Below are 20,087 nucleotides of genomic sequence, written 5' to 3' on the forward strand. Positions count from 1 at the left end.
TGTCACAATACTTATCTCAAGTATTGCCATTTTGGAGGTGTTTTATATTGTCTCACTATTTTAGGTTAGTCCATCTCCTGTTTCTTCTGCCATGCTTTTTTCAGTTTCTGTATCCTTTTTAGGCTTTTCACCGTAATAGTGATTAACTTCTCTAGCAAGTTCACCCAATTCTTCTGTCAATCTTGCTAGTAATGCAAGAGGGCTGAAATATCCTTCTTTAAATTGGCTTATGTACTCATCTACTTCTTCTTGTAGCTGTTTCATTGTTTTATCTGCCATCTCTATCACCTCATGAAGTTTCTCTTCCTATGTTAGCTTAAAATATAGAGTTTTGACAAACTTTTCTTTTATATAACATGATTTGTCAGATATTTACCCATACTTTATAATAAAGTGGCAAATTATTACTATCTCGGGGGTAAATCATATTGAAGTTAACGATCAAAAGTATCTTTTTTATATTATTAGGCTCTGCCATCTTTTCGTTTGGAATTGTACATTTCAATATGCAAAATAATCTTGCAGAAGGTGGATTTACTGGAATCACTCTTTTGCTCTATTTTCTATTTGAATTCGATCCATCTTATACGAACCTAATCTTAAATATTCCACTATTTATAATCGGGTGGAAGCTACTAGGCCGTGTTGCATTTTACTATACAATGATCGGTACTATTAGTGTTTCAATATTTTTGTGGTTATTTCAACGCTATCAGTTTGATATTCCACTTGATGGGGATTTAATGCTTGCAGCTCTATTTGCGGGTGTTTTCATTGGGGTTGGACTAGGGATTATATTCCGCTATGGAGGAACCACTGGAGGGGTAGACATTATAGCCAGGCTAGTTCGCAAATACGTGGGTTGGCCAATGGGAAGGACAATGTTTTTATTTGATGCTGTTGTTATCACGATTTCGCTTATTTTTTATCTATCTCATCGAGAGGCAATGTATACGTTACTGGCTGTGTTTATTGGGGCAAGAGTGATAGATTTTATGCAGGAAGGTGCGTATGCTGCTAAAGGTGCGATGATTATTTCAGAGCAGAACGATAAAATTGCAGAAAAGATTCTAAATGAAATGGAACGTGGTGTAACGATATTGAAGGGGATGGGGTCGTATACGAAACAAGAGAAGCATATCTTATATTGTGTTGTGGGTAGTAGAGAGGTTGGTCGCTTAAAACAGGTAATCATCTCTGTTGATCCACATGCCTTTGTTTCAGTTAGTGATGTCCATGATGTACTCGGTGAAGGTTTTACGCTAGATGAGAATAAAAAGCCAATAGAGCGATGAATTTAAAAAACCAGTTATCAAATTGATAACTGGCTTTTTATTATTCTTCTGATCGAGTCATTCCTGTATACATTAGGATTAATCTCAATAGTTCTAATACCGCTACTGCAGCTGCTGCAACGTATGTTAATGCCGCTGCATTCAAAACCTTTTTAGTTTCACGCTCTTCATCGTTTCGGATAACTCCTGCTGATACAATTTCATTCATTGCTCTCGATGAAGCATTGAATTCAACTGGTAGAGTTACAAGCTGGAATAATACTGCTGCAGCCATAAAGATAATTCCGTATAGCATTAAGCTTGGTATAGTAAAAATCATACCTGCTATAATTAAAATCCATGAAAAGTTTGAGCCAATGTTCGCTACCGGTACTAGTGCATGGCGGAAGCGAAGGAAAGCGTAGTTTTGTTGATCTTGAATTGCGTGTCCAACCTCATGGGCTGCAACTGCCGCACCCGCAATTGAATTCCCATAGTAATTGTTTGTTGATAGTCGAACGACTTTGGATCTTGGGTCATAATGGTCTGATAGTACACCAGGTGTTTCTTCGATTCTCACATCATATAGTCCATTTTGATCGAGTATTCTTCTTGCTACGTCTGCACCTGTCATTCCAGATGACGATGGGATTTGTGAATACTTCTTATATGCGCTTTTTACTTTTATTTGCGCATAAATTGGAATGATAATGATTAAAGCAAAATAAACAAAAATCATTTTTTTTCCTCCATACTTATAGTATAGTTTAATTTTAATTTGAGTAGGACCCAAAGTCAATTGACTTGCTTACAAAATTTAATCTCCTAAAAAACAAACAGCGGGTTATCTCCCACTGTTATCGCTGATCATAATCTCTTTGTTTTTGTCGCTTTTGTTTATCACCTTTATATTTTTTCCAACCAACATAAATTAATGTGAGAATAATGGCACCACCTGTTGATATCATTACCCAGATAAGTGATGGATCGGCTTCGTCCTCTTTCATGCGTTCAAATAAATTCTTCAGATCCATTTCCATTTGTTCAAGTTGCTGGATTCTTGTAGACGACTTAAGTTCTTCATTTCGGTACGTATCTAAAAATGCGATATGAGAATCAATTTTTTGAACATCCTCTGGCGTAATATCAACCGTAATACTCGGATGGATCATATCATATTTTGATAGAAAAATTGTTAGTTGATGATTAAAGTTTTCAGTATCTCCTTCTTCAACAGTTTCCTTCATTTGCCCAAAGGTCGTCATAATGGAATCTTCCATTTCAGTCCACATCGGCTGATGCTCTGATCTCATTGCATCAATTACCAAGCGGAATTGTGTAACAAGATTAATCCTTTCCTCAAAACTGAGTGAAGTTGAATTTACAGCTTCAAATGCTGAATTATGGGTCATTGTAATAATTCGAAGGTCATCCATTGAAAATGATTGTTCACGCTGATTCATTCGTAAAAATTCATTTGAAAAATGTGTTAATAATTGCTTGGCATCCTTGTATCTTTCTTGCTTCACCATTTGCAGTGCCTGATCTGAGATTTGATCGAGCTTATCCCAATTTTCTTCGTTGGAGGTGGCGTTTATGGATATAGGATTAATCATAACTATAAAGCAAATAATACATATAATTCGAAAAATTTTCATACTTGTCCCTCCTCAAACATCTAGTAAAATGTATGATAGATTGGACAAGAGTAGACCACTAATTTTACTTTATTCATCAATAGTTACGAACTTCTGGTGAATAAAGTAAAAAGCCTCCGGCAAAATACACCAAGGTGTATTTGATTAGTTTAACTCTAATTGATAACGCTCTTTTTTTATACAAAGCATATAGGTAATTAAAATTGACACCATACTTAACCAAAATGTGAAGTAGCCGATTTGAGGGATATATTGATCCAACACACTATACCTTGGCATCATGAAGAAAACATAATCAATTACATCATTATGTAAGGTCCATATAGCTGCAATTACTAAATGAACCGGCTTTATTCGATAATACGGAGCATATAATAGCCCTTGAATTGCCATTCCTAGGTGAGAAAAAATAAGCATATACCCATATATATTTAGGCCGTCCACAAAATAAGTAAGAATATTCATGACTACTGCCCAGATTCCATATTTAAAAAGGGTAACAATTGCTAACGCTTCAATAAGCGGCCAATTCTTCCTCAGTAAAAACGCGATTAACACAAAACAAAAAAACAAACTTGCTGTAGGGCTATCTGGAACAAAAATTAAAAATTTTGGAGGTGTGATGTCTAGTTGACTCTCATACCAGATATACCCATAAATCGTACCGGGTATGTTTATAAGTAAAAGAATCCAAAGCACCCAGCGCTGCCCCATTAAATATGTAATCCACTTCATCTTTGTACCAACTTTCCTATTTACTTATCTCAAGATTCTCTTAAAAACAGTCTCTTTGTCAAGTTAAAAAAGGTTATTTTAGCATAAAAAAAAGCTGACTGTAAAAGTCAGCTTTTTTTATTATTTAGAAGTTACACCTGAAATAAATTCAGCTAGCTTCTGTAATTCTTCATCAGTTCCTTCAAAGATACCTGCAGGCATTGCACCTTGACCATTTTTCGCGATGTCTGCGATTTCTTCAGGAGATAATCCGTTATCAACTAACGCCTTACCTGCTGGTCCACCTTCAAGGTTACCACCGTGACATCCGATACAACCTTTGTCTTGGTATAGTAAGTACCCTTCAGATTCCTTATCTATCTCAGCCTCTGCTACAATTTTAGCAGATTCTGCTCTTGCCTCCCAGTCTACTTGAGAAGCTGATTCCCATGTTAAGTAAGCAGTTGCAGCAAATGCTAAAAGCATCATACCTGTAGCAATTGGGCGTTTAGATGGTCTACGTTCTGGACCACGATCTAAGAATGGAGCTAGTAAAAGTGCTCCAAACGCAAGTCCCGGAATAACGAGTGTACCAATAATGTTATAATCACCTGATGCATACGTGTACTTAATCAATTGATACATGAATAAGAAATACCAGTCTGGTAATGGAATATACCCTGCCGCAGTCGGGTCAGCGACTTTTTCCAATGGTGACGGGTGTGCTGCTGTTAAGCAAAGAAAAGCTACTAAGAAAACAGAACCAACTAACCATTCTTTTAATAGGAAGTTTGGCCAGAACGCTTCTGTTTTTCCTGGATACTCAGAGTAATCCTTAGGAATATGCTTTTTATTACTAACAGGAACACGTGAGTCCCCAACAAATTTCATTCCTTTTCCGCGATGCATAATCAGTCCCCCTCCTTTTTAGAGAATTTACATTACATTCAAAAGAGTTTGTCTTGTTTTCATAATACAATCGAGCAAGCTCGAAAAATTATTAGTTCATATCAATCCATTTTCATACTACACACTTTACACTTCAAGTATGAAGTTAAATTCAATCCTACAATGGACCAGAAATACCTTGACGACGAATCATGATAAAGTGAGCAGCTAATAAACCGAATAATGCTGCTGGTAAGAAGAATACATGAATAGCAAAGAAACGTGTCAAAGTCTGTGCCCCAACAATTTCAGGGTGTCCCGCAATTAGAGTCTTTAAGTAAGGCCCTATGAGTGGAACTGATTCAACAATTTGGATTGTAACTTTTGTTGCAAATAACGCTTTCATATCCCAAGGTAATAGGTAACCTGTTAAACCAAGTGCTAACATGACAAAGAAAATTAATACTCCCACGATCCAGTTAAGCTCACGAGGTTTTTTATAAGCACCTTGGAAAAATACACGAAGGGTATGTAGGAACATCATGACGATAACCAAACTAGCTCCCCAGTGATGCATTCCGCGAACGATCTGTCCAAATGCTACTTCGTTTTGTAAGTAATAAACAGAATTCCATGCATTAATGATATCTGGTACATAGTACATCGTTAAAAACATACCAGATAATACTTGGATGACGACGATAAAGAATGTTAGTCCTCCAAAGCAATAAACAAACGCACTAAAGTGATGCGCTGGGTTTACGTGCTCAGGAACTTCATGGTCTGCAATATCTGCCCATAGAGGAGTAATATCAAGTCGTTCGTCAACCCAATCAAAAATCTTATTTAACATTGATTACTTGCCTCCTCCAGGATTTGGTTTTGCTTTTCCTAAATATAGATAACCATCTTTTACTTCACTGTCAAATACATCTAATGGGCCCATTGGTGGTGTACCTGGCACGTTGATACCATCCTTTTCATATAAACCATAATGACAAGGACAGAAGAAACGGTCTGGGTTAGCTGGATCTTCACCCCAAGAAACCGCACACCCCAAGTGCTTACATACCGGTGACAATGCAATAATGTCGCCGTTATCTTTCTTATAAACCCATGCTGAATTTGGAACCTCTGATTCATACCATCCATCAACTTGATTAATTTTAAAATCAAATTTTTGAGGTTCAGTTGTAATCTTATCAACACTTACCACTTGTACCATGTCGTGTTCAGCTTCCGGCTGAAGTAATGGGTCAATTGCAAAGCGAACCATTGGCATTAACATCCCAGCTGCCATGAATCCACCTACACCTGTTAGAGTATAGTTTAGAAATTGACGTCTTGAAACCCGTTGTTTATTCTCGCTCATTTTTTTCCCCCCTCTATGCTAAGCTAAGTCCACTCCGGACATAATTGTACACATTTAAAACTAGGACATTCTCATGATATATCAATATTTGGTACAGGTCAATAATAGGATTTACCGAAACAATGGCAACTATGTGACTTTCTTAGGAAAAGTAAGGAATTTTTCAATATTATTGCTAAATAATGTTGAATTATTTTTGCCAGATGTTTGTAAATAATGTGACCAGTTGTTTCATTTGATCTTGAAGCATTGTTTGCTTATATTTTTCTTCAACATATTCAAGTGGTAAAGTAGGAAGCCAAATTAGGGATCCATTTAAATCGGATTCTACCTGTTTCCAGCTGCTATCAGACGTGATAAATATCGTATGCTTCATACCACTACTATTTAGATCGCTTGTCCATTGATTTAATCGAGCCTTTGCCATTTCAAGTTCTTCACCATTTGAATACGTGAACGCAGGAAATAAGATAATTCTTCCTTTAAATTGACGTTCCACTTCATTTGAAAGAATGGTAATAAACTCCCCCATTGAAACAGTGTTCTTTAAGTTTCCTTCAAGCGAGACAGGAATGAGTGGAATGACAGCTGTATCAACATATTCCTTTGCTTGAATATAGACATCCATATCCTTGGTTACCCATTTCATTATGTATGCTTCCTTTCTCAATTACGTTATGAAGTAATGGTAAACTCCTAAACTACCATACCATATTCTGGACAAATAAAAAAGACTGACACACTTTGTCAGCCCAAATGTTACACAACCCTCTATAATTGTTTTAGTTGTTCAGTTAGCCTTTTAAACTCTGTCTTATCCTGTTTGTCAAGTGCCTCATCAATCCTCTTTAACAGATGTTCTTTTTGAAACATATGAATGGATTCCTCAAGAAATTTTTTCGCCAGTTCTTTATCCTGTTCGTTCACTTGAAGATGTTTCGGCATATATGGATTCTCTTCAAGTACAGCCACATAATTCGGAGAATGGAAGGAGGATCTGAAATTTAATTGAATATAAATTTCTTCTTCCCTATTTAGTCGAATATCATGAAATGACTTTTCAGCATCCGTGGTCATGACATTTTCCTTATAAAAACGGAAGGGTACATCATCAACACAATGAGTCGACATAATGATTCCTCGAGGGCAGTATTGGGCTTGCTCGACAAAGTGGACATTTTTCATGAGTTGGTCATGGCTCATTAAATAATTTAAAATCCAAACACACTCTCTTCTCTTTAGCTGATAATTATTCAGAAACCAGCGAATGAAGTCTTTTTTCTCGTTGACAGATACAGGGGTAGTCATCGCATGCTTCCCTCCTCTGCTAGTATGGAGTAATTTTAATGTTATACTTCAACATTGACATCAAAATATCCTTCAAAAGGATGGTAAAAACAATAGAACTTTAAGCTTATTCCAGTTCGGATATTAATTCTTCAACCTCGTACTTCATTGGGTCAAGCTTAAGAAGTTCCTTAAATACTTCGATTGCCTCTTCCCGTTTTCCGTCCTCCAATAAAAAATATCCAAACTCTTCTAAAAACTCTGGAGTTTCTTTAAAAGAAGTATATGCATGACGGTAATGGTTTAATGCATCCGAATATTGTTCTAGTTTATTTTTTGCAAACCCGAGGTCCCACTCAAATTGTTCATCATATTCGCCATAACTCATGACATTATCGAGGCATTCCACAACATCCTCGAATCTTTCTTCGCGCAAGAGGAACTTTGAAAGTTGTAAAGTTGCTTCCACATATCCTGGATCAATTCCAACTGCAGCACGTAGGTACTTCTCTGTATTTTCTTTATCGCCAAGCAGCATAGATATTTTTCCTGCATAAAATGTAAGTTCTTTATTTAATGACTCCACTTCAAGGCCCTCTATGAGAATCTGAAAGCTTTCCGTGAAGCTCCCTTCTTCTTCATATGCTTTAGCAAGGTATAAATAAAGTGAACCATAGTCCGGGTCTAGCTCTTTTAGTCTAGAAAGAATCTGGATAGCCTTTTTATAGTATTTTGCCTGAAAAGCAGTAACGCCGAAACCAAATAAAGTATTACTGTCTTCTTGCTTTTTTATTGCTTCTTCATAATACGGAAGAGCTTCTTCAAACTTGCCTGTTGTACTATAGCTTTCCGCGATTCTTGCGTTAACATTTACACCAGCAATTTCGTCATTATTCTGTAAAACCTTCACATAATAAGGAATACTTTTGTTGTATTCGCCGTGAGTTAAATACAATTCAGCTAATGCAAAATCAATGATAGGCTCATCGTCTGATTTTTCCTTAGCTAACAATAGCTTTTGCTCACTCACTTCGTGTAAACCCTGCATTTGAAACAAGTCAGCCTGCAAAACAAGGGATTCCAAGTATACTGGATCATCTTCTGAAATTTGCTCGAGAATTTCAATTGATTCCTCTTCCATATCTAAATCAATCATGATTTCCGCTAAAAATACAAAGAGCTCACCTTCATCAGGATATCTTGCGATTAGTTCCTCAACGATTTCTTTGGCTTCTTCAACAAAACCCCATTTATAGTAACTTTGTGCAATAGTGTATTTATCATCATCATTTGAGTACTCTCTTAGCTTCTTTAAAGCTTTGAGGCCTTCTTCAACATTACCATCTTCAACTAACTGAATTGCATTCTCTAATTTATTCATGAAATCATTAACTCCTCTTACCTATCTCTCTTTCACCAATACATCTGTATCATACGAAGATGCAAAGAAGCCAGGTTTTTTTACTATACATTCATTACCATAGCCGGAACGAAAGTATACATTTGCATCTACTTTTGTAAAATTACCTTTATGCATGGTGAGTGTGGGTATAAGATTATGATAATCGAGAGTTGGCTTTTCATCAACTGAATAGCCTATTGAATCATGCTCATATAAATTATAATCAAGTTCTCCACCTACACGTATATCCCCTTTATCTGGGTAAATTCCAACTTTTTTTAACATATCAAAGGACAATGGTTCATTCTCAGTCGGACAATCCGGAATTGTTGGAATTCGATTTTCTTCAGTAATAACCCTCCAGATCTCTTCCTTTCGATTACTATTAAAAATCGTCTTCTCTTTCAAATTCCATTCAGGGATGATTGGAATTTGAAAGGAGTGGTACGATTCCCTAATCCATCCCCATGGTACCTTGTATAGATCGTCCGCTTTTTCAATAGTGACAATGATGACTGGAATTTTTTTTCGCCTGCAGGCTACAATGATAGATGGCGTTAAAGCTTCAAGGGGAATACGAATCCCTAAATAATAATCAATTGGACTATTCAACAGGAAATGCCTAGTATTCTTTAGAGAATTGGCCAGTTCGCGCTCGCTCTTTACGTCACTTATGACTAGTAATGTTGTACAACCTTTTCTTAAGTATTTTTCTGTCACTTCCATTTTAAAGGATTGAAATGAAAGCCCTTTCGAAAAGGAGTAGTTAATCATAACATGACCGGGTGTTAATAAGTATTGTGATAAATTTGTCTTCATGAAAGAGAGTCTTTTGAGGTTTTCATTCATATAATCAACGCGTTGATTTTTTATAAGAATTGAGCATGTTATAACCCTATTGTCTTTTAAAACATTCGCTTTTTCTAATATATATGGCATCAAACCTCCCCCTTCGCAAAACTTAGTCTTAAGACAAGCTATGCAAAAAGTGATGGATGTATGTTAATTTTAGTTCTTAATAAAACAGAAAACCCATGGAAATTTAGTTTTCCACGGGTTTTCATGCTTAACCTTCCTTTATTAATAAATCAAGATGTTCAAAAAAGCTTGGATACGAAACTTTAATGGAAGCATAATCTTCAAGAGTCACATCATCGCCCGCAATACATGCTGCAACAGCTAACATCATGCCAATTCTGTGGTCTCCATGACTATGAACTTGTCCACCCGTTAATTGTTTCTTCTCACCTGAAATAATCATTCCATCGTCTGTTGGTTCAATTGAAGCTCCAAGTTTGGAAAGTTCGCCGACAACTGTATCAATTCGGTTGGTTTCCTTTACCTTAAGCTCCTCGGCATCTTTAATAATTGTATTACCTTCAGCCTGTGTTGCCAAAAGCGCAATGACTGGTATCTCATCAATTAATCGTGGAATCAGGTCACCAGCTATTTCAATCCCTCTTAATTCAGATGTTTGAATTGTTAAATCAGCAATAGGTTCGTTATTTTCCACTCTCTCATTCTCGATTTCTAGACGCGCTCCCATTTTAATAAGCACATCTATTATTCCTGTCCTGGTTGGATTCATTCCAACATTTTTCAATGTAATTCGACTGTTAGGTACAATTGCCCCTGCAACCAGGAAAAATGCTGCAGACGAAATATCCCCAGGAACCTGAATAATTGTCCCTTTAAGCTTCTGTCCGCCTTTTACTTTAACAGTCAGACCTTCTTCTTCAACTTCGCAGCCATAGGCACGCAGCATACGTTCAGTATGGTCTCTTGATTTATGCGGCTCTGTAACAGATGTAGTCCCTTTTGCATTTAAACCCGCTAGAAGGATTGAGGATTTTACTTGTGCACTTGCAACAGGAGAAACATACTCAATTCCCTGTAATTCGCCACCTCGAATTGAGAGTGGAGTAAAATTCCCATCTTCTCTTCCATCAATTTTTGCTCCCATTTGCCTTAATGGTGCTGTTACCCGTTTCATTGGCCTTTTTGCAATTGACTCGTCCCCAATCACACATGTATGAATTGGTATACCGGAAAGAAGTCCGACCATTAGTCTTGTAGTTGTTCCAGAATTTCCTGTATCTAGTACTACATCTGGTTCACGTAACCCTTCAAAACCTACTCCTTCAATTTCTACATGGTCCTTATCCTGAGTAATTTTCACACCAAGTTTTTGAAAACAACTAATAGTACTTAAGCAGTCTTCCCCAAGTAAAAAATTATCCACAATTGTTTTCCCTTCTGCAATTGCCCCAAGCATAATAGAGCGATGGGAGATGGATTTATCACCGGGAATATTAATTGAACCATTAAGACCTTTAATATTTGTACGCAGTTTTATTGAATCCATATTACCACTCCTAATCAAATACCCCTCTGTATATTTTAAAAGCTATCCATTAAATGTTTCATAACTTGTCTTGCTTTCGATACATAACTTAGCTTTGGCACGATCCTCGTCACTTTGGAAGCTGATACGTAAAACACCGTAGATTTCTTCTCTTGTCTCAATAATTCTGATATTCGTGATACTAATTCTTTCTTGGGCAAGAAGACCTGTGATTTCCGAAACGACACCAGGATAATCCGGAATATCAACATATAAATCATAGAATGAAGGTATTGCACCTTTTGTACGAGTAGGAAGTCCATCGCGAAAGTTTTTGGCATCCATAAAATAATTATAAATATCATCGCCATTTCCACTTGCCACAAACTTTCGGATTTGTTCCATCTCATCAATCCAATTTTCAAACAAATCTAGTAATACATTTCGATTATGTAATAAAATATCACGCCACATGGACGGATTACTAGATGCGATTCTAGTAATATCTCGAAAACCCCCTGCTGCTAATGGTCGAACCAGTTCATTTTTCTGATCATATTTTAGAGCTTGATGTACAAGGCTGGCTGCAACAATATGTGGAAAATGACTGATTACACCCGCAACGCGGTCATGCTCCTCAGGACTCATAATAACAAAATTCGCTTTTGTTCCCTTTAATAATGCTTGAAGTTGCTCTACCCCAAGTTTACTAGAAGGCGATTCGTTGTGTGGTGTAAAAATATAAAAAGCATTCTCGAACAAATGTTCCTTCGCAGCAACCACACCACTTTTATGAGAACCAGCCATTGGATGGCCGCCGATAAAAGTTACACCAATTTCCCCAAATATGGAATCTGCTGTCTGAACAATTTCCTGTTTTGTACTCCCCACATCAGAAACGATCACTTCTTCTTTTAGCTCATATGAGCTGAGCTCATGAATAATGTCAATCGTCTGTTTTACTGGAACCGAAATAAAAATATAATCACATGTGTGTACAACATCCTCTAAATTAAATACAACTTCATCAATCACTTGTAACGTTTTTGCTAACAGTGATGATTCTGTATTGCTATCAAAACCATAAATTGTAGCATAAGGATGTTCCTTCTTTATTGCAAGAGCAATAGAACCCCCAATTAAACCAAGTCCAATTACTAATATATTTTTTCCCATCTCATCACCACCGATTATAGAAACACTAATGGGGGTTACATTGAACCCCCACAGTTTTACTTCTCTTGATTTGCTAGCATCTCTGAAAGTATCGCTATAAGTTCACTGTTTTGTTCCTCAGTGCCAACAGTAATTCGAAGGCTAGTTGGAAAGCCCAAAGCATTTCCTGAGCGAACAATGAAGCCTCGCTCCAATAAATAGCGAAACACATCATCACCAGGTTGCTTAAAATCAATCAAAATAAAATTACCAAACGATGGATAATAAGATAATTGATTTTCCTCACAGAAACTATAATACTGTTGCAAGCCTTGCTTATTTTTCTCAACATAGGAAGCGATGAAGTCTTGATCCTCTATTGCAGCGGCCGCTGCTATTTGAGCTACTCGGTTTGAATTGAACGGCTGACGGACAGGCTCAATTTTATTGATGAAATCACTATTTCCAATTGCATAGCCAACGCGTAGTCCACCAAGGCCATAAGCCTTTGAAAAAGTCCTTAAAACAAGTAGATTGGGATAATCATTTAGAAGCGCAACTGTATTTGGATAATCTATTTCATTTGCTGCAAATTCATAATAAGCTTCATCCATTACAATTAGGACATCCTTTGGAACTTCCTTCAAGAAATGATGAAGTTTTTCTGAGTTCACATACACTCCTGATGGGTTGTTTGGAGAGCAAACCCAGACAATTTCAGTATTCGCGTCGATTTGCTTGAGCATTCCATTAAGATCATGATGACCATCAATTAACTCAACCTCACGTACTTCTGCCCCTTCAATAATGGCATTATGCTTGTACTGCGAAAAGGACGGATTGGCCATAACTGTATTTTTGCCAGGTGCAAGCAATGCAGCTGAAATAATGTGAATGACATCGTCAGACCCATTTCCAAAAAGAAGTTGTGAACCATCAACACCTAAGTGCTTTGCAAGCTTTTCCCTTAGCTCCGTTGCATAGCCATCAGGGTAAATCGCAAATGAGTCCAAACTGTTTTTAACTGCTTCTTTTACTTTTGCTGAGCATCCATAAGGATTTTCATTTGAAGCTAATTTCACAATCTTTTCTAAACCGTATTCTCTTTTTACCTCTTCAATTGGTTTTCCTGGTTGATATGGTTTTAAATCTAATAACTGTTCCTTGATATTCATCTGAAGCTACACCTCTTATCATATTCAAATGCGCTCTTGGCGTATTTTGCGCCAGATTTTTAGGCCCACAGGAAGTGGGTCATGAAGACGTTGCCACAGGATGTGGCGTTCTTAGTCTTTGATCTAGGATCGAAAAATTTCCTTTGAAAAATCGTGGCATCCGCCGGAGGCTTTAACTTTATTCAGTCTTCTGCTGAATAAAGTTAATGGGATGCAATACATCATCTACAAAAATTTTAAAATGGGATAAGGCGGTAGCTCTTGTTTCTTCATTCACTAATTCTGGTAGATACTCTTCAATCTTTTGGATAAGGGCACTTCCCATGATCACCCCATCACAATGATCTTTAAGTGCTTCTACTTGAGAAGAATTAGAAATACCAAACCCAACTGCTACAGGAATATTGCTATAGCGTTTTACCTCTTGTAAAAATGAGTATACCTCATTATTAAGCGAATTTCGAACACCTGTTACACCAAGGGATGAAACACAATATAAAAATCCTTGTGCATTTGTAGCGATCTTTTCAATTCGACTTGAAGAAGTTGGCGCAACTAAAGAGATAAATTTTAACCCTTCACTTTCACATTTTCTTCTGAGGTCTTCACTTTCTTCAAAAGGAAGGTCGGGAACAAGTAGTCCGTCAATACCATTTTGTTGCGCTAAAGCAAAAAAGCTTTCTTCTCCTAATTGTAGCACAGGATTGTAATAGGTAAAGATAATTACTGGAATTTTTAGACCTTTTTTTCTCATAACCGAAACAAGTTTCATTGAGTTTTCTAATGTAACACCATTTTTAAGTGCACGCCCAGATGCTCTTTGAATAACAGGACCATCTGCTAATGGATCTGAATATGGTATCCCTAATTCTATGATTGAAGCACCAGACTCCTGTAATGTAAGTGCAATTTCAACTGTCACATCGGGATGAGGATCCCCTGCCACGATAAATGGGATAAATAATTTTTCAGCCTTGGGTAACCGGTTCGTAAAGGTTGTGTTCATTTTTAGCTCCCCTTTCTTCTAAATATGTCATTAGTGAGTGAACATCTTTGTCTCCTCGTCCGGATAAACAAACTAAGATCGATTCTTCTGGTGACATTTCTTTTGCCAACTGGATTGCTTTGGCCATTGCATGTGCGGATTCAATAGCTGGGATAATTCCTTCAACACGAGTAAGTAATTGCAATGCATCGAGAGCTTCTTGATCGGTTACACTTTCATATTTCACTCTTCCACTGCTTGCAAGATATGCATGTTCAGGGCCAACACCAGGGTAATCCAACCCAGCAGATATAGAATATGGTTCTGTAATTTGACCGTTCTCGTCTTGAAGAAGGTACGTTAGCGACCCGTGAATGATACCTTTTGTTCCTTTCGTAATTGTGGCTGCATGTAACATTGTATCGACACCTTTTCCAGCTGCTTCAGCACCGACCAAACGCACATCATCATTTAGAAACGGATAGAACATCCCGATCGCATTACTTCCGCCACCTACACAGGCAACGACTGTTGAAGGCAATTGATTTTCGCGTTTTAAAAACTGTTCTCTTGCTTCGTCACCGATAATTCGTTGGAAATCACGGACCATTTTTGGATAAGGATGTGGACCTACTACTGAGCCAATCATATAGTAGTGATCATCACAATTTTGTACCCAATAACGGATTGCTTCATTCGTTGCATCCTTTAATGTTTGATTCCCACTTGTGGCTGGAATGACCTCAGCACCTAAAAGTCTCATTCGAAACACATTTAGCTTTTGCCTTTCAATATCCTCTACACCCATAAAAACCTTACATTCTAATCCAAATTTAGCGGCTACTGTAGCAGCTGCTACACCATGTTGGCCAGCTCCTGTTTCAGCTATTATTTTTTTCTTCCCCATTCTTTTTGCTAATAGCGCTTGACCAATCGCATTGTTGATTTTGTGTGCGCCAGTATGATTTAAATCCTCACGCTTTAAATAGATTTTCGCCCCACCTAGTTCTTTCGTTAACTGATCAGCATATGTAAGTGCTGTAGGTCGACCTGAATATTCTTTTAAAATACGAATATATTCGTTACGAAATTCTTCATCTTGAAATGCCTCGTCTAATGCCCTTTCGATTTCTTCTAATGGCATCATTAATGTTTCAGGTACAAATTTTCCACCAAAGTCTCCGAATCTACCATTTTCATTTGGTACGTTCTTCAAATTTATCCACCCATTTCTCAATAGTTTGTATGATAGTTTGATCTTTCTTACCTGCATATTCAATCCCGCTCGAGATATCAAACCCGTCGATCTTATAGGTTAGTAGGCTTTCAATATTTTCAGGGCCTATTCCACCTGCGATGAAACAAGGAACCCTTTGTCGACTTGCTTCTTGTTGATAGATAGGAATTGACTGCCAATCAAATGAGATACCAGAGCCACCCCAAACATTTGCAATCTTTGTATCAACAACATAACCATCGGCTACATCAGCAAACTCCTCCATCGTTCTAAGAGCTTGTTCATCATGATGGATTACCTTCCATACATTAATCCCTGTCTTCTTTTTTAGTTGTTTAATAAAATCAACTGACTCTGAACCATGACATTGGATAACGGATAAAGGTACATTTTCCAATACAGTCTCTATCTCTTCCAAGTCTGCATTAACAAAGATCCCAACGGTTTGTTTATCCTGCAGATCAATTTCTTGTAACCATTGTTCCACTTCAATAGGATTTACTTTTCGCTTACTGGATGCGAAAATAAAGCCGATAAAATCGGCATTGCTTTTAGCAACCACTTGTAAGTCCTCAAATGATTTATTTCCACAATATTTAATAAGCGGACGTTGCATGAGGGACCTCTCCAAACATTTGCTTAATCCCAATTCCTGGGGACTCTGCTCGCATAAATGCTTCTCCGATAAGTGCTGCCTTTGCTCCATATTTCATAATGGACTTAATATCCTGTGGAGTGTGGATTCCACTTTCACTGACAATAAGACTATCTACTGGAGCATCTTTTGCGATTTCCTCTGTGTGTGTAATCGAAGTTTCAAATACTTTCAAATTCCGATTATTAATACCAAGGATTTTAGGTGTAAAAATGCTACAAACCTGCTCTAGCGTTTCCCTAGAATGGACTTCAACAAGACACTCTAAGCCTTTTTCATATGCCTCACAATAGTATTCATGTAATTGATTGGGCTCCAGTGCTTCGCCAATTAATAAAATAGCATCTGCACCGATTTTTTCACTTTGTTTTATCTGCTTTGCATCAACGATAAAATCCTTTCGAAGAACAGGAATATTTACATTTTTCTTAATATCCATTAAATATTCAATTGAACCCTGAAAAAATGGTTCATCTGTTAATACTGAAATAGCATCCGCTTTTGCTGCTTCATATTCTGTTCCAATCTTGACTGGATGAAAATCTTCTCGGATCACGCCCTTTGAAGGTGATGCTTTTTTCACCTCAGCAATGATACCAAGGGATCGATTAGGATTAGAGAGTGCTTCATATAGAGAAATTCGTTTAACAGCACTGTCAATCTCAGGATATTTAATGTTTTTAACTTCTATTTTTTTCTGTTCAAGAATTTTGTTTAGCAAAATACTCCACCTCACGATTTCTTAGCTGTTCAAATTGGTTCCTTGCTATTCCCATTACAAGAGCCTCTCTTGCCATTTCAACACCTTCACGAATACTGTTCGCTTTTCCTGAGATGTAAATAGCTGCACCAGCATTTAATAAAACAATATTCGTTGCACTTTGATTGGCTCTTCCATACAAAACATCCCGCAGAAGGTTTGCGCTCTCAACCACGGAAGATACTTGAATGTCCTTCATATTTCCACGGGGAAGGTCGACATCTTCAGGTGAGAGAACAAATCTTGTAATCTCTCCGTCTTTAAGTTCCACAATATCTGTTTCAGTTGTAATACTGCATTCATCAAGTCCATCACGTCCTGAAACAAATAAAATATGCTCAGAACCGAGTTTCTGAAGGGCATATGCCATTTTTTCAGCGTACTCTGTTGAGTACACACCTAGCACTTGCCTTTTACATCTGGCTGGGTTTGCCATCGGCCCTAATAGGTTAAAAATTGTTCGAAATCCAATTTCCTGTCTTGGAGTGACGGCATGCTTCATCGCAGCATGATAGATAGGTGCAAATAAAAAGCTCATATTTCGTTTATTTAATGCATCTTTCGCTTCTTCTTTGGTTGATTGAATCTCAACACCTAAATATTCTAAAACATCCGCACTACCACTTTTTGATGACACTGCTCGATTTCCGTGCTTTGCAACTTTTATTCCTATGGAAGATACAATAATTGCAGCTGCAGTTGAAATATTAAATGTAGAAGCACCATCCCCACCTGTCCCACAAGTGTCTATTACTTGATCACTTTCATAATCGAGCTGCATCATATGCTCCCTCATCGCTCTTGCAAAGCCAGTAATTTCATCGACTGTTTCGCCACGAAAACGAAGGATTGAAAGTAAACTCGCAATTTGGCTTGCAGTTGCATCACCAGACATAATCACGTCCATCACTCGATAGCTTTCTTCTTCTGTTAATACCTCGCCAGTAATACATTTATTTAAAAGTTGTTTAAACATGAATATCCTCCTTATCGAATGCTTCTTCTGCTAATTGGATTGTTTGAATTAAGGCACTTGCTTTATTTACAGTTTCCATCCATTCGTGTTCTGGAACTGAATCGGCAACGATTCCTGCTCCCGCCTGAACGTAAGCAATACCATCTTTTATAATCGCCGTCCGAATTGTAATACAGGAATCTATATTTCCATCAAAGCCTATATAAGCAATTGTGCCAGCATATAAGTTTCGAGCCATAGGTTCCAGCTCTGAGATAATTTGCATTGCTCGAATTTTAGGTGCTCCAGATACAGTACCTGCTGGGAAAGCTGCTTGTAACGCATCTAATGGATCAATTTTCTCATCTAATTCACCTGTGACCTTTGAGATAATGTGCATCACATGTGAAAATCGACCAATTTCCATTAATACAGGAGTTTTAACAGAACCAAATGTAGATACCCTGCCAATATCATTACGTGCTAAATCGACTAGCATATAATGCTCTGCCATCTCTTTTTCATCCTGAAGCAATTCCGATGCAAGTGCTTCATCTTCTTCTTTCGTCTTCCCTCTACGTCTTGTACCTGCAATTGGATGAATCTCAAGATGTTTATTATGAACTTTGATTAAACGCTCTGGTGAGCTTCCTACGATTTCAATATCATTAATCTTGATATAAAACAAATATGGTGAGGGGTTTACCATTCGTAAGATTCGGTATAGCTGAAATCCACTTACTGAGACCGGAATTTCAAAGCGTTGTGATAAAACCGCCTGAAAAATATCTCCATCCGTGATATAGTCCTTTATTTTAACAACAGCATCTAGAAAATCCTGTTTTTCGAAGTTCGTTTTTATATCTCTTACATTCGGTATTTCATGTAATTTTGGTAGTAATAACATTTCACTTTGTTCTTTGTTTTGAACAATACGGGACAAATACATGTTGATTTTTGAGCGAGCATGTTCGAAAACAGCTTTTTGAATCCGCTCATCTTCACCACCATTTAATCGAACAAAATGAACGACAATTAACTCGCGTGAATGATGGTCTAACGCTAAAATCGTTTCACAAAAGAAAAATTGATAGCGTTCCATGTTTAAATCATTGTTTGAGTGCTCATCTACCTTTTCAAAAGTAGAAATTGCATCATACCCAATATACCCAACTGCCCCTCCATAAAAGGGGATTTCGATATCCAGCGGCTTTAAGGCAAGGTAATCCTTAATCCAGTTGAATGCATCCTTCATCGTTGGTTTCTTCACTAAGCTTTGCTGGTTTTCATTTTTCACGTAATAGTGACCTTTATTTTCATCCATAAACAGGAATGGCTTTAAGCCAATAAATGAATACCTAGACCACTCGGATTCGTGATCCTTACTTTCAAGCAGAAAAGATGCTTCATTTTCTAGGTTTTGAAAAATTTGAATGGGTGTCAACGTATCCACTAAGAAACGTTTGACAATCGGAATTGTCCGATATTGTTTTGCATCGGACGCAAACGAGGAAAAATCATACGTATTCATTCAGCTCACTCCTCCATAAAATATGGAGAATGAGGATTTAGGAGGTATTTGAAGATTGGAATCGCTTTTTTATAAAAAAAACGATAAAAATAAACAACCCAAAGACACATTGGTATCTTTGGGTAGAAGTAACATAACTAAACTCTGCTAACCTCGGCTAAACTCTCTCATTCTCATCTACCCTAAACTCAACTCTAAACTTCTCAGAAAACTTACTAAACTCTAACTTTATCAAATATTGTAACTAAACTTATCATATACATCTTCAATTTGTCAATGTATAGTTTTATTTACCTTGTACGGTTGAAAGGTCTGGTCTTAAGACAATCGCTCCATTTTGGTATACATGATTGATTTCTTCTTGTTTTGCAGTTGTATTCACAGTCATTAATATGCGTATACACAATGGCAATGAACCCGGTACAGGGATTTCTCTCATACTCATTACTGGAACAAATGTCCATCCATCAATTTGTCTTGCCGCTGCAGCAGGAAAAGCTGCATCAATATCATCGGTGACTGAAAATACAATTTGTGCCACATCTGCAGCTTCAATGTGGTTTTCAATGATCATGTCACGCAGTAGCTGTTCAGTAGCTGTTAATATTTCTTGTCTATTATTTTCTTTTATAGTGGTGGCGCCACGTATTCCCCTTATCATTTACACTCCTCCTTTTTGCATAAGACATCTTATC

General features: G+C 37.3%; 21 protein-coding genes and 1 pseudogene. 1 reads left to right on the top strand and 21 read right to left on the bottom strand.

Annotated elements, in window-relative coordinates:
- Nucleotides 1-72: 72 nt before the first annotated feature.
- Nucleotides 73-279 (bottom strand): annotated as a pseudogene (locus ACR65M_RS02980) (MazG nucleotide pyrophosphohydrolase domain-containing protein); the annotation flags it as partial.
- 149 nt (nucleotides 280-428) lie between these two features.
- On the opposite strand from ACR65M_RS02980, the gene ACR65M_RS02985 reads away from it, so the two are divergent.
- A complete protein-coding gene (locus ACR65M_RS02985) occupies nucleotides 429-1,295 on the top strand; it encodes a YitT family protein (RefSeq protein ID WP_440272508.1) in 867 nt (288 codons plus the stop codon).
- Nucleotides 1,296-1,335: 40 nt separating this feature from the next.
- Here ACR65M_RS02985 and ACR65M_RS02990 read toward each other — a convergent pair whose 3' ends face one another.
- The 20 genes from ACR65M_RS02990 to aroH all read right to left on the bottom strand — a co-directional run bounded on the left by ACR65M_RS02990 (nucleotide 1,336) and on the right by aroH (nucleotide 20,053).
- Nucleotides 1,336-2,013 carry a zinc metallopeptidase gene (locus ACR65M_RS02990; RefSeq protein ID WP_121448966.1) on the bottom strand — a complete coding sequence of 226 codons (678 nt, stop codon included), beginning with the start codon at nucleotides 2,011-2,013 and terminating at the stop codon, nucleotides 1,336-1,338.
- A 118-nt stretch (nucleotides 2,014-2,131) separates the two neighbouring features.
- On the bottom strand, nucleotides 2,132-2,932 hold the full coding sequence (gene ypjB, locus ACR65M_RS02995) for a sporulation protein YpjB (protein ID WP_440272509.1): 801 nt from the start codon (nucleotides 2,930-2,932) through the stop codon (nucleotides 2,132-2,134).
- A 144-nt stretch (nucleotides 2,933-3,076) separates the two neighbouring features.
- Nucleotides 3,077-3,667: a lipoprotein heptaprenylglyceryl N-acetyltransferase LhaT gene (gene lhaT / locus ACR65M_RS03000; protein ID WP_341331056.1), complete on the bottom strand. Its 591-nt coding sequence runs from the start codon at nucleotides 3,665-3,667 to the stop codon at nucleotides 3,077-3,079.
- Between the two features lie 120 nt (nucleotides 3,668-3,787).
- Nucleotides 3,788-4,555 (bottom strand): c-type cytochrome, encoded by a 768-nt coding sequence (locus ACR65M_RS03005; protein ID WP_440272510.1) that lies wholly within the window; start codon nucleotides 4,553-4,555, stop codon nucleotides 3,788-3,790.
- A gap of 157 nt (nucleotides 4,556-4,712) precedes the next feature.
- Nucleotides 4,713-5,387: a menaquinol-cytochrome c reductase cytochrome b subunit gene (gene qcrB / locus ACR65M_RS03010; protein WP_099351676.1), complete on the bottom strand. Its 675-nt coding sequence runs from the start codon at nucleotides 5,385-5,387 to the stop codon at nucleotides 4,713-4,715.
- A gap of 3 nt (nucleotides 5,388-5,390) precedes the next feature.
- The gene (locus tag ACR65M_RS03015) at nucleotides 5,391-5,906 is read right to left on the bottom strand and encodes a Rieske 2Fe-2S domain-containing protein (RefSeq protein ID WP_121448970.1); all 516 of its coding nucleotides are present in this window, start codon (nucleotides 5,904-5,906) and stop codon (nucleotides 5,391-5,393) included.
- A 190-nt stretch (nucleotides 5,907-6,096) separates the two neighbouring features.
- The gene (locus ACR65M_RS03020; RefSeq protein WP_440272511.1) at nucleotides 6,097-6,555 is read right to left on the bottom strand and encodes a YpiF family protein; all 459 of its coding nucleotides are present in this window, start codon (nucleotides 6,553-6,555) and stop codon (nucleotides 6,097-6,099) included.
- 122 nt (nucleotides 6,556-6,677) lie between these two features.
- Nucleotides 6,678-7,214: a ReoY family proteolytic degradation factor gene (locus tag ACR65M_RS03025; protein ID WP_121448972.1), complete on the bottom strand. Its 537-nt coding sequence runs from the start codon at nucleotides 7,212-7,214 to the stop codon at nucleotides 6,678-6,680.
- 106 nt (nucleotides 7,215-7,320) lie between these two features.
- The gene (locus tag ACR65M_RS03030; RefSeq protein WP_440272512.1) at nucleotides 7,321-8,574 is read right to left on the bottom strand and encodes a tetratricopeptide repeat protein; all 1,254 of its coding nucleotides are present in this window, start codon (nucleotides 8,572-8,574) and stop codon (nucleotides 7,321-7,323) included.
- 21 nt (nucleotides 8,575-8,595) lie between these two features.
- A complete protein-coding gene (locus ACR65M_RS03035; RefSeq protein WP_440272513.1) occupies nucleotides 8,596-9,534 on the bottom strand; it encodes a hypothetical protein in 939 nt (312 codons plus the stop codon).
- A 127-nt stretch (nucleotides 9,535-9,661) separates the two neighbouring features.
- Nucleotides 9,662-10,960: a 3-phosphoshikimate 1-carboxyvinyltransferase gene (aroA, locus tag ACR65M_RS03040; RefSeq protein WP_440272514.1), complete on the bottom strand. Its 1,299-nt coding sequence runs from the start codon at nucleotides 10,958-10,960 to the stop codon at nucleotides 9,662-9,664.
- A gap of 42 nt (nucleotides 10,961-11,002) precedes the next feature.
- Complete coding sequence (locus ACR65M_RS03045) at nucleotides 11,003-12,115, bottom strand: prephenate dehydrogenase (protein ID WP_341331050.1); 1,113 nt, start codon at nucleotides 12,113-12,115, stop codon at nucleotides 11,003-11,005.
- A 56-nt stretch (nucleotides 12,116-12,171) separates the two neighbouring features.
- A complete protein-coding gene (hisC, locus tag ACR65M_RS03050; protein ID WP_440272515.1) occupies nucleotides 12,172-13,269 on the bottom strand; it encodes a histidinol-phosphate transaminase in 1,098 nt (365 codons plus the stop codon).
- A 178-nt stretch (nucleotides 13,270-13,447) separates the two neighbouring features.
- A complete protein-coding gene (gene trpA / locus ACR65M_RS03055; RefSeq protein WP_440272516.1) occupies nucleotides 13,448-14,275 on the bottom strand; it encodes a tryptophan synthase subunit alpha in 828 nt (275 codons plus the stop codon).
- Nucleotides 14,238-15,470, bottom strand: a complete 1,233-nt coding sequence (gene trpB, locus ACR65M_RS03060; RefSeq protein WP_440272517.1) for a tryptophan synthase subunit beta — start codon at nucleotides 15,468-15,470, stop codon at nucleotides 14,238-14,240. Before trpB ends, trpA begins: the two co-directional genes overlap by 38 nt.
- Complete coding sequence (locus ACR65M_RS03065; RefSeq protein ID WP_341331046.1) at nucleotides 15,451-16,107, bottom strand: phosphoribosylanthranilate isomerase; 657 nt, start codon at nucleotides 16,105-16,107, stop codon at nucleotides 15,451-15,453. Before ACR65M_RS03065 ends, trpB begins: the two co-directional genes overlap by 20 nt.
- Nucleotides 16,088-16,867 carry an indole-3-glycerol phosphate synthase TrpC gene (gene trpC, locus ACR65M_RS03070; protein WP_440272518.1) on the bottom strand — a complete coding sequence of 260 codons (780 nt, stop codon included), beginning with the start codon at nucleotides 16,865-16,867 and terminating at the stop codon, nucleotides 16,088-16,090. Before trpC ends, ACR65M_RS03065 begins: the two co-directional genes overlap by 20 nt.
- On the bottom strand, nucleotides 16,848-17,882 hold the full coding sequence (gene trpD / locus ACR65M_RS03075) for an anthranilate phosphoribosyltransferase (protein WP_341331044.1): 1,035 nt from the start codon (nucleotides 17,880-17,882) through the stop codon (nucleotides 16,848-16,850). The genes trpC and trpD overlap by 20 nt, the downstream gene beginning before the upstream one ends.
- Complete coding sequence (trpE, locus tag ACR65M_RS03080) at nucleotides 17,875-19,392, bottom strand: anthranilate synthase component I (RefSeq protein ID WP_440272519.1); 1,518 nt, start codon at nucleotides 19,390-19,392, stop codon at nucleotides 17,875-17,877. The genes trpD and trpE overlap by 8 nt, the downstream gene beginning before the upstream one ends.
- A gap of 286 nt (nucleotides 19,393-19,678) precedes the next feature.
- Nucleotides 19,679-20,053: a chorismate mutase gene (gene aroH, locus ACR65M_RS03085; protein WP_440272520.1), complete on the bottom strand. Its 375-nt coding sequence runs from the start codon at nucleotides 20,051-20,053 to the stop codon at nucleotides 19,679-19,681.
- Between the last annotated feature and the right edge of the window lie 34 nt (nucleotides 20,054-20,087).

The sequence above is a fragment of the Ferdinandcohnia sp. SAFN-114 genome, assembly GCF_059415045.1.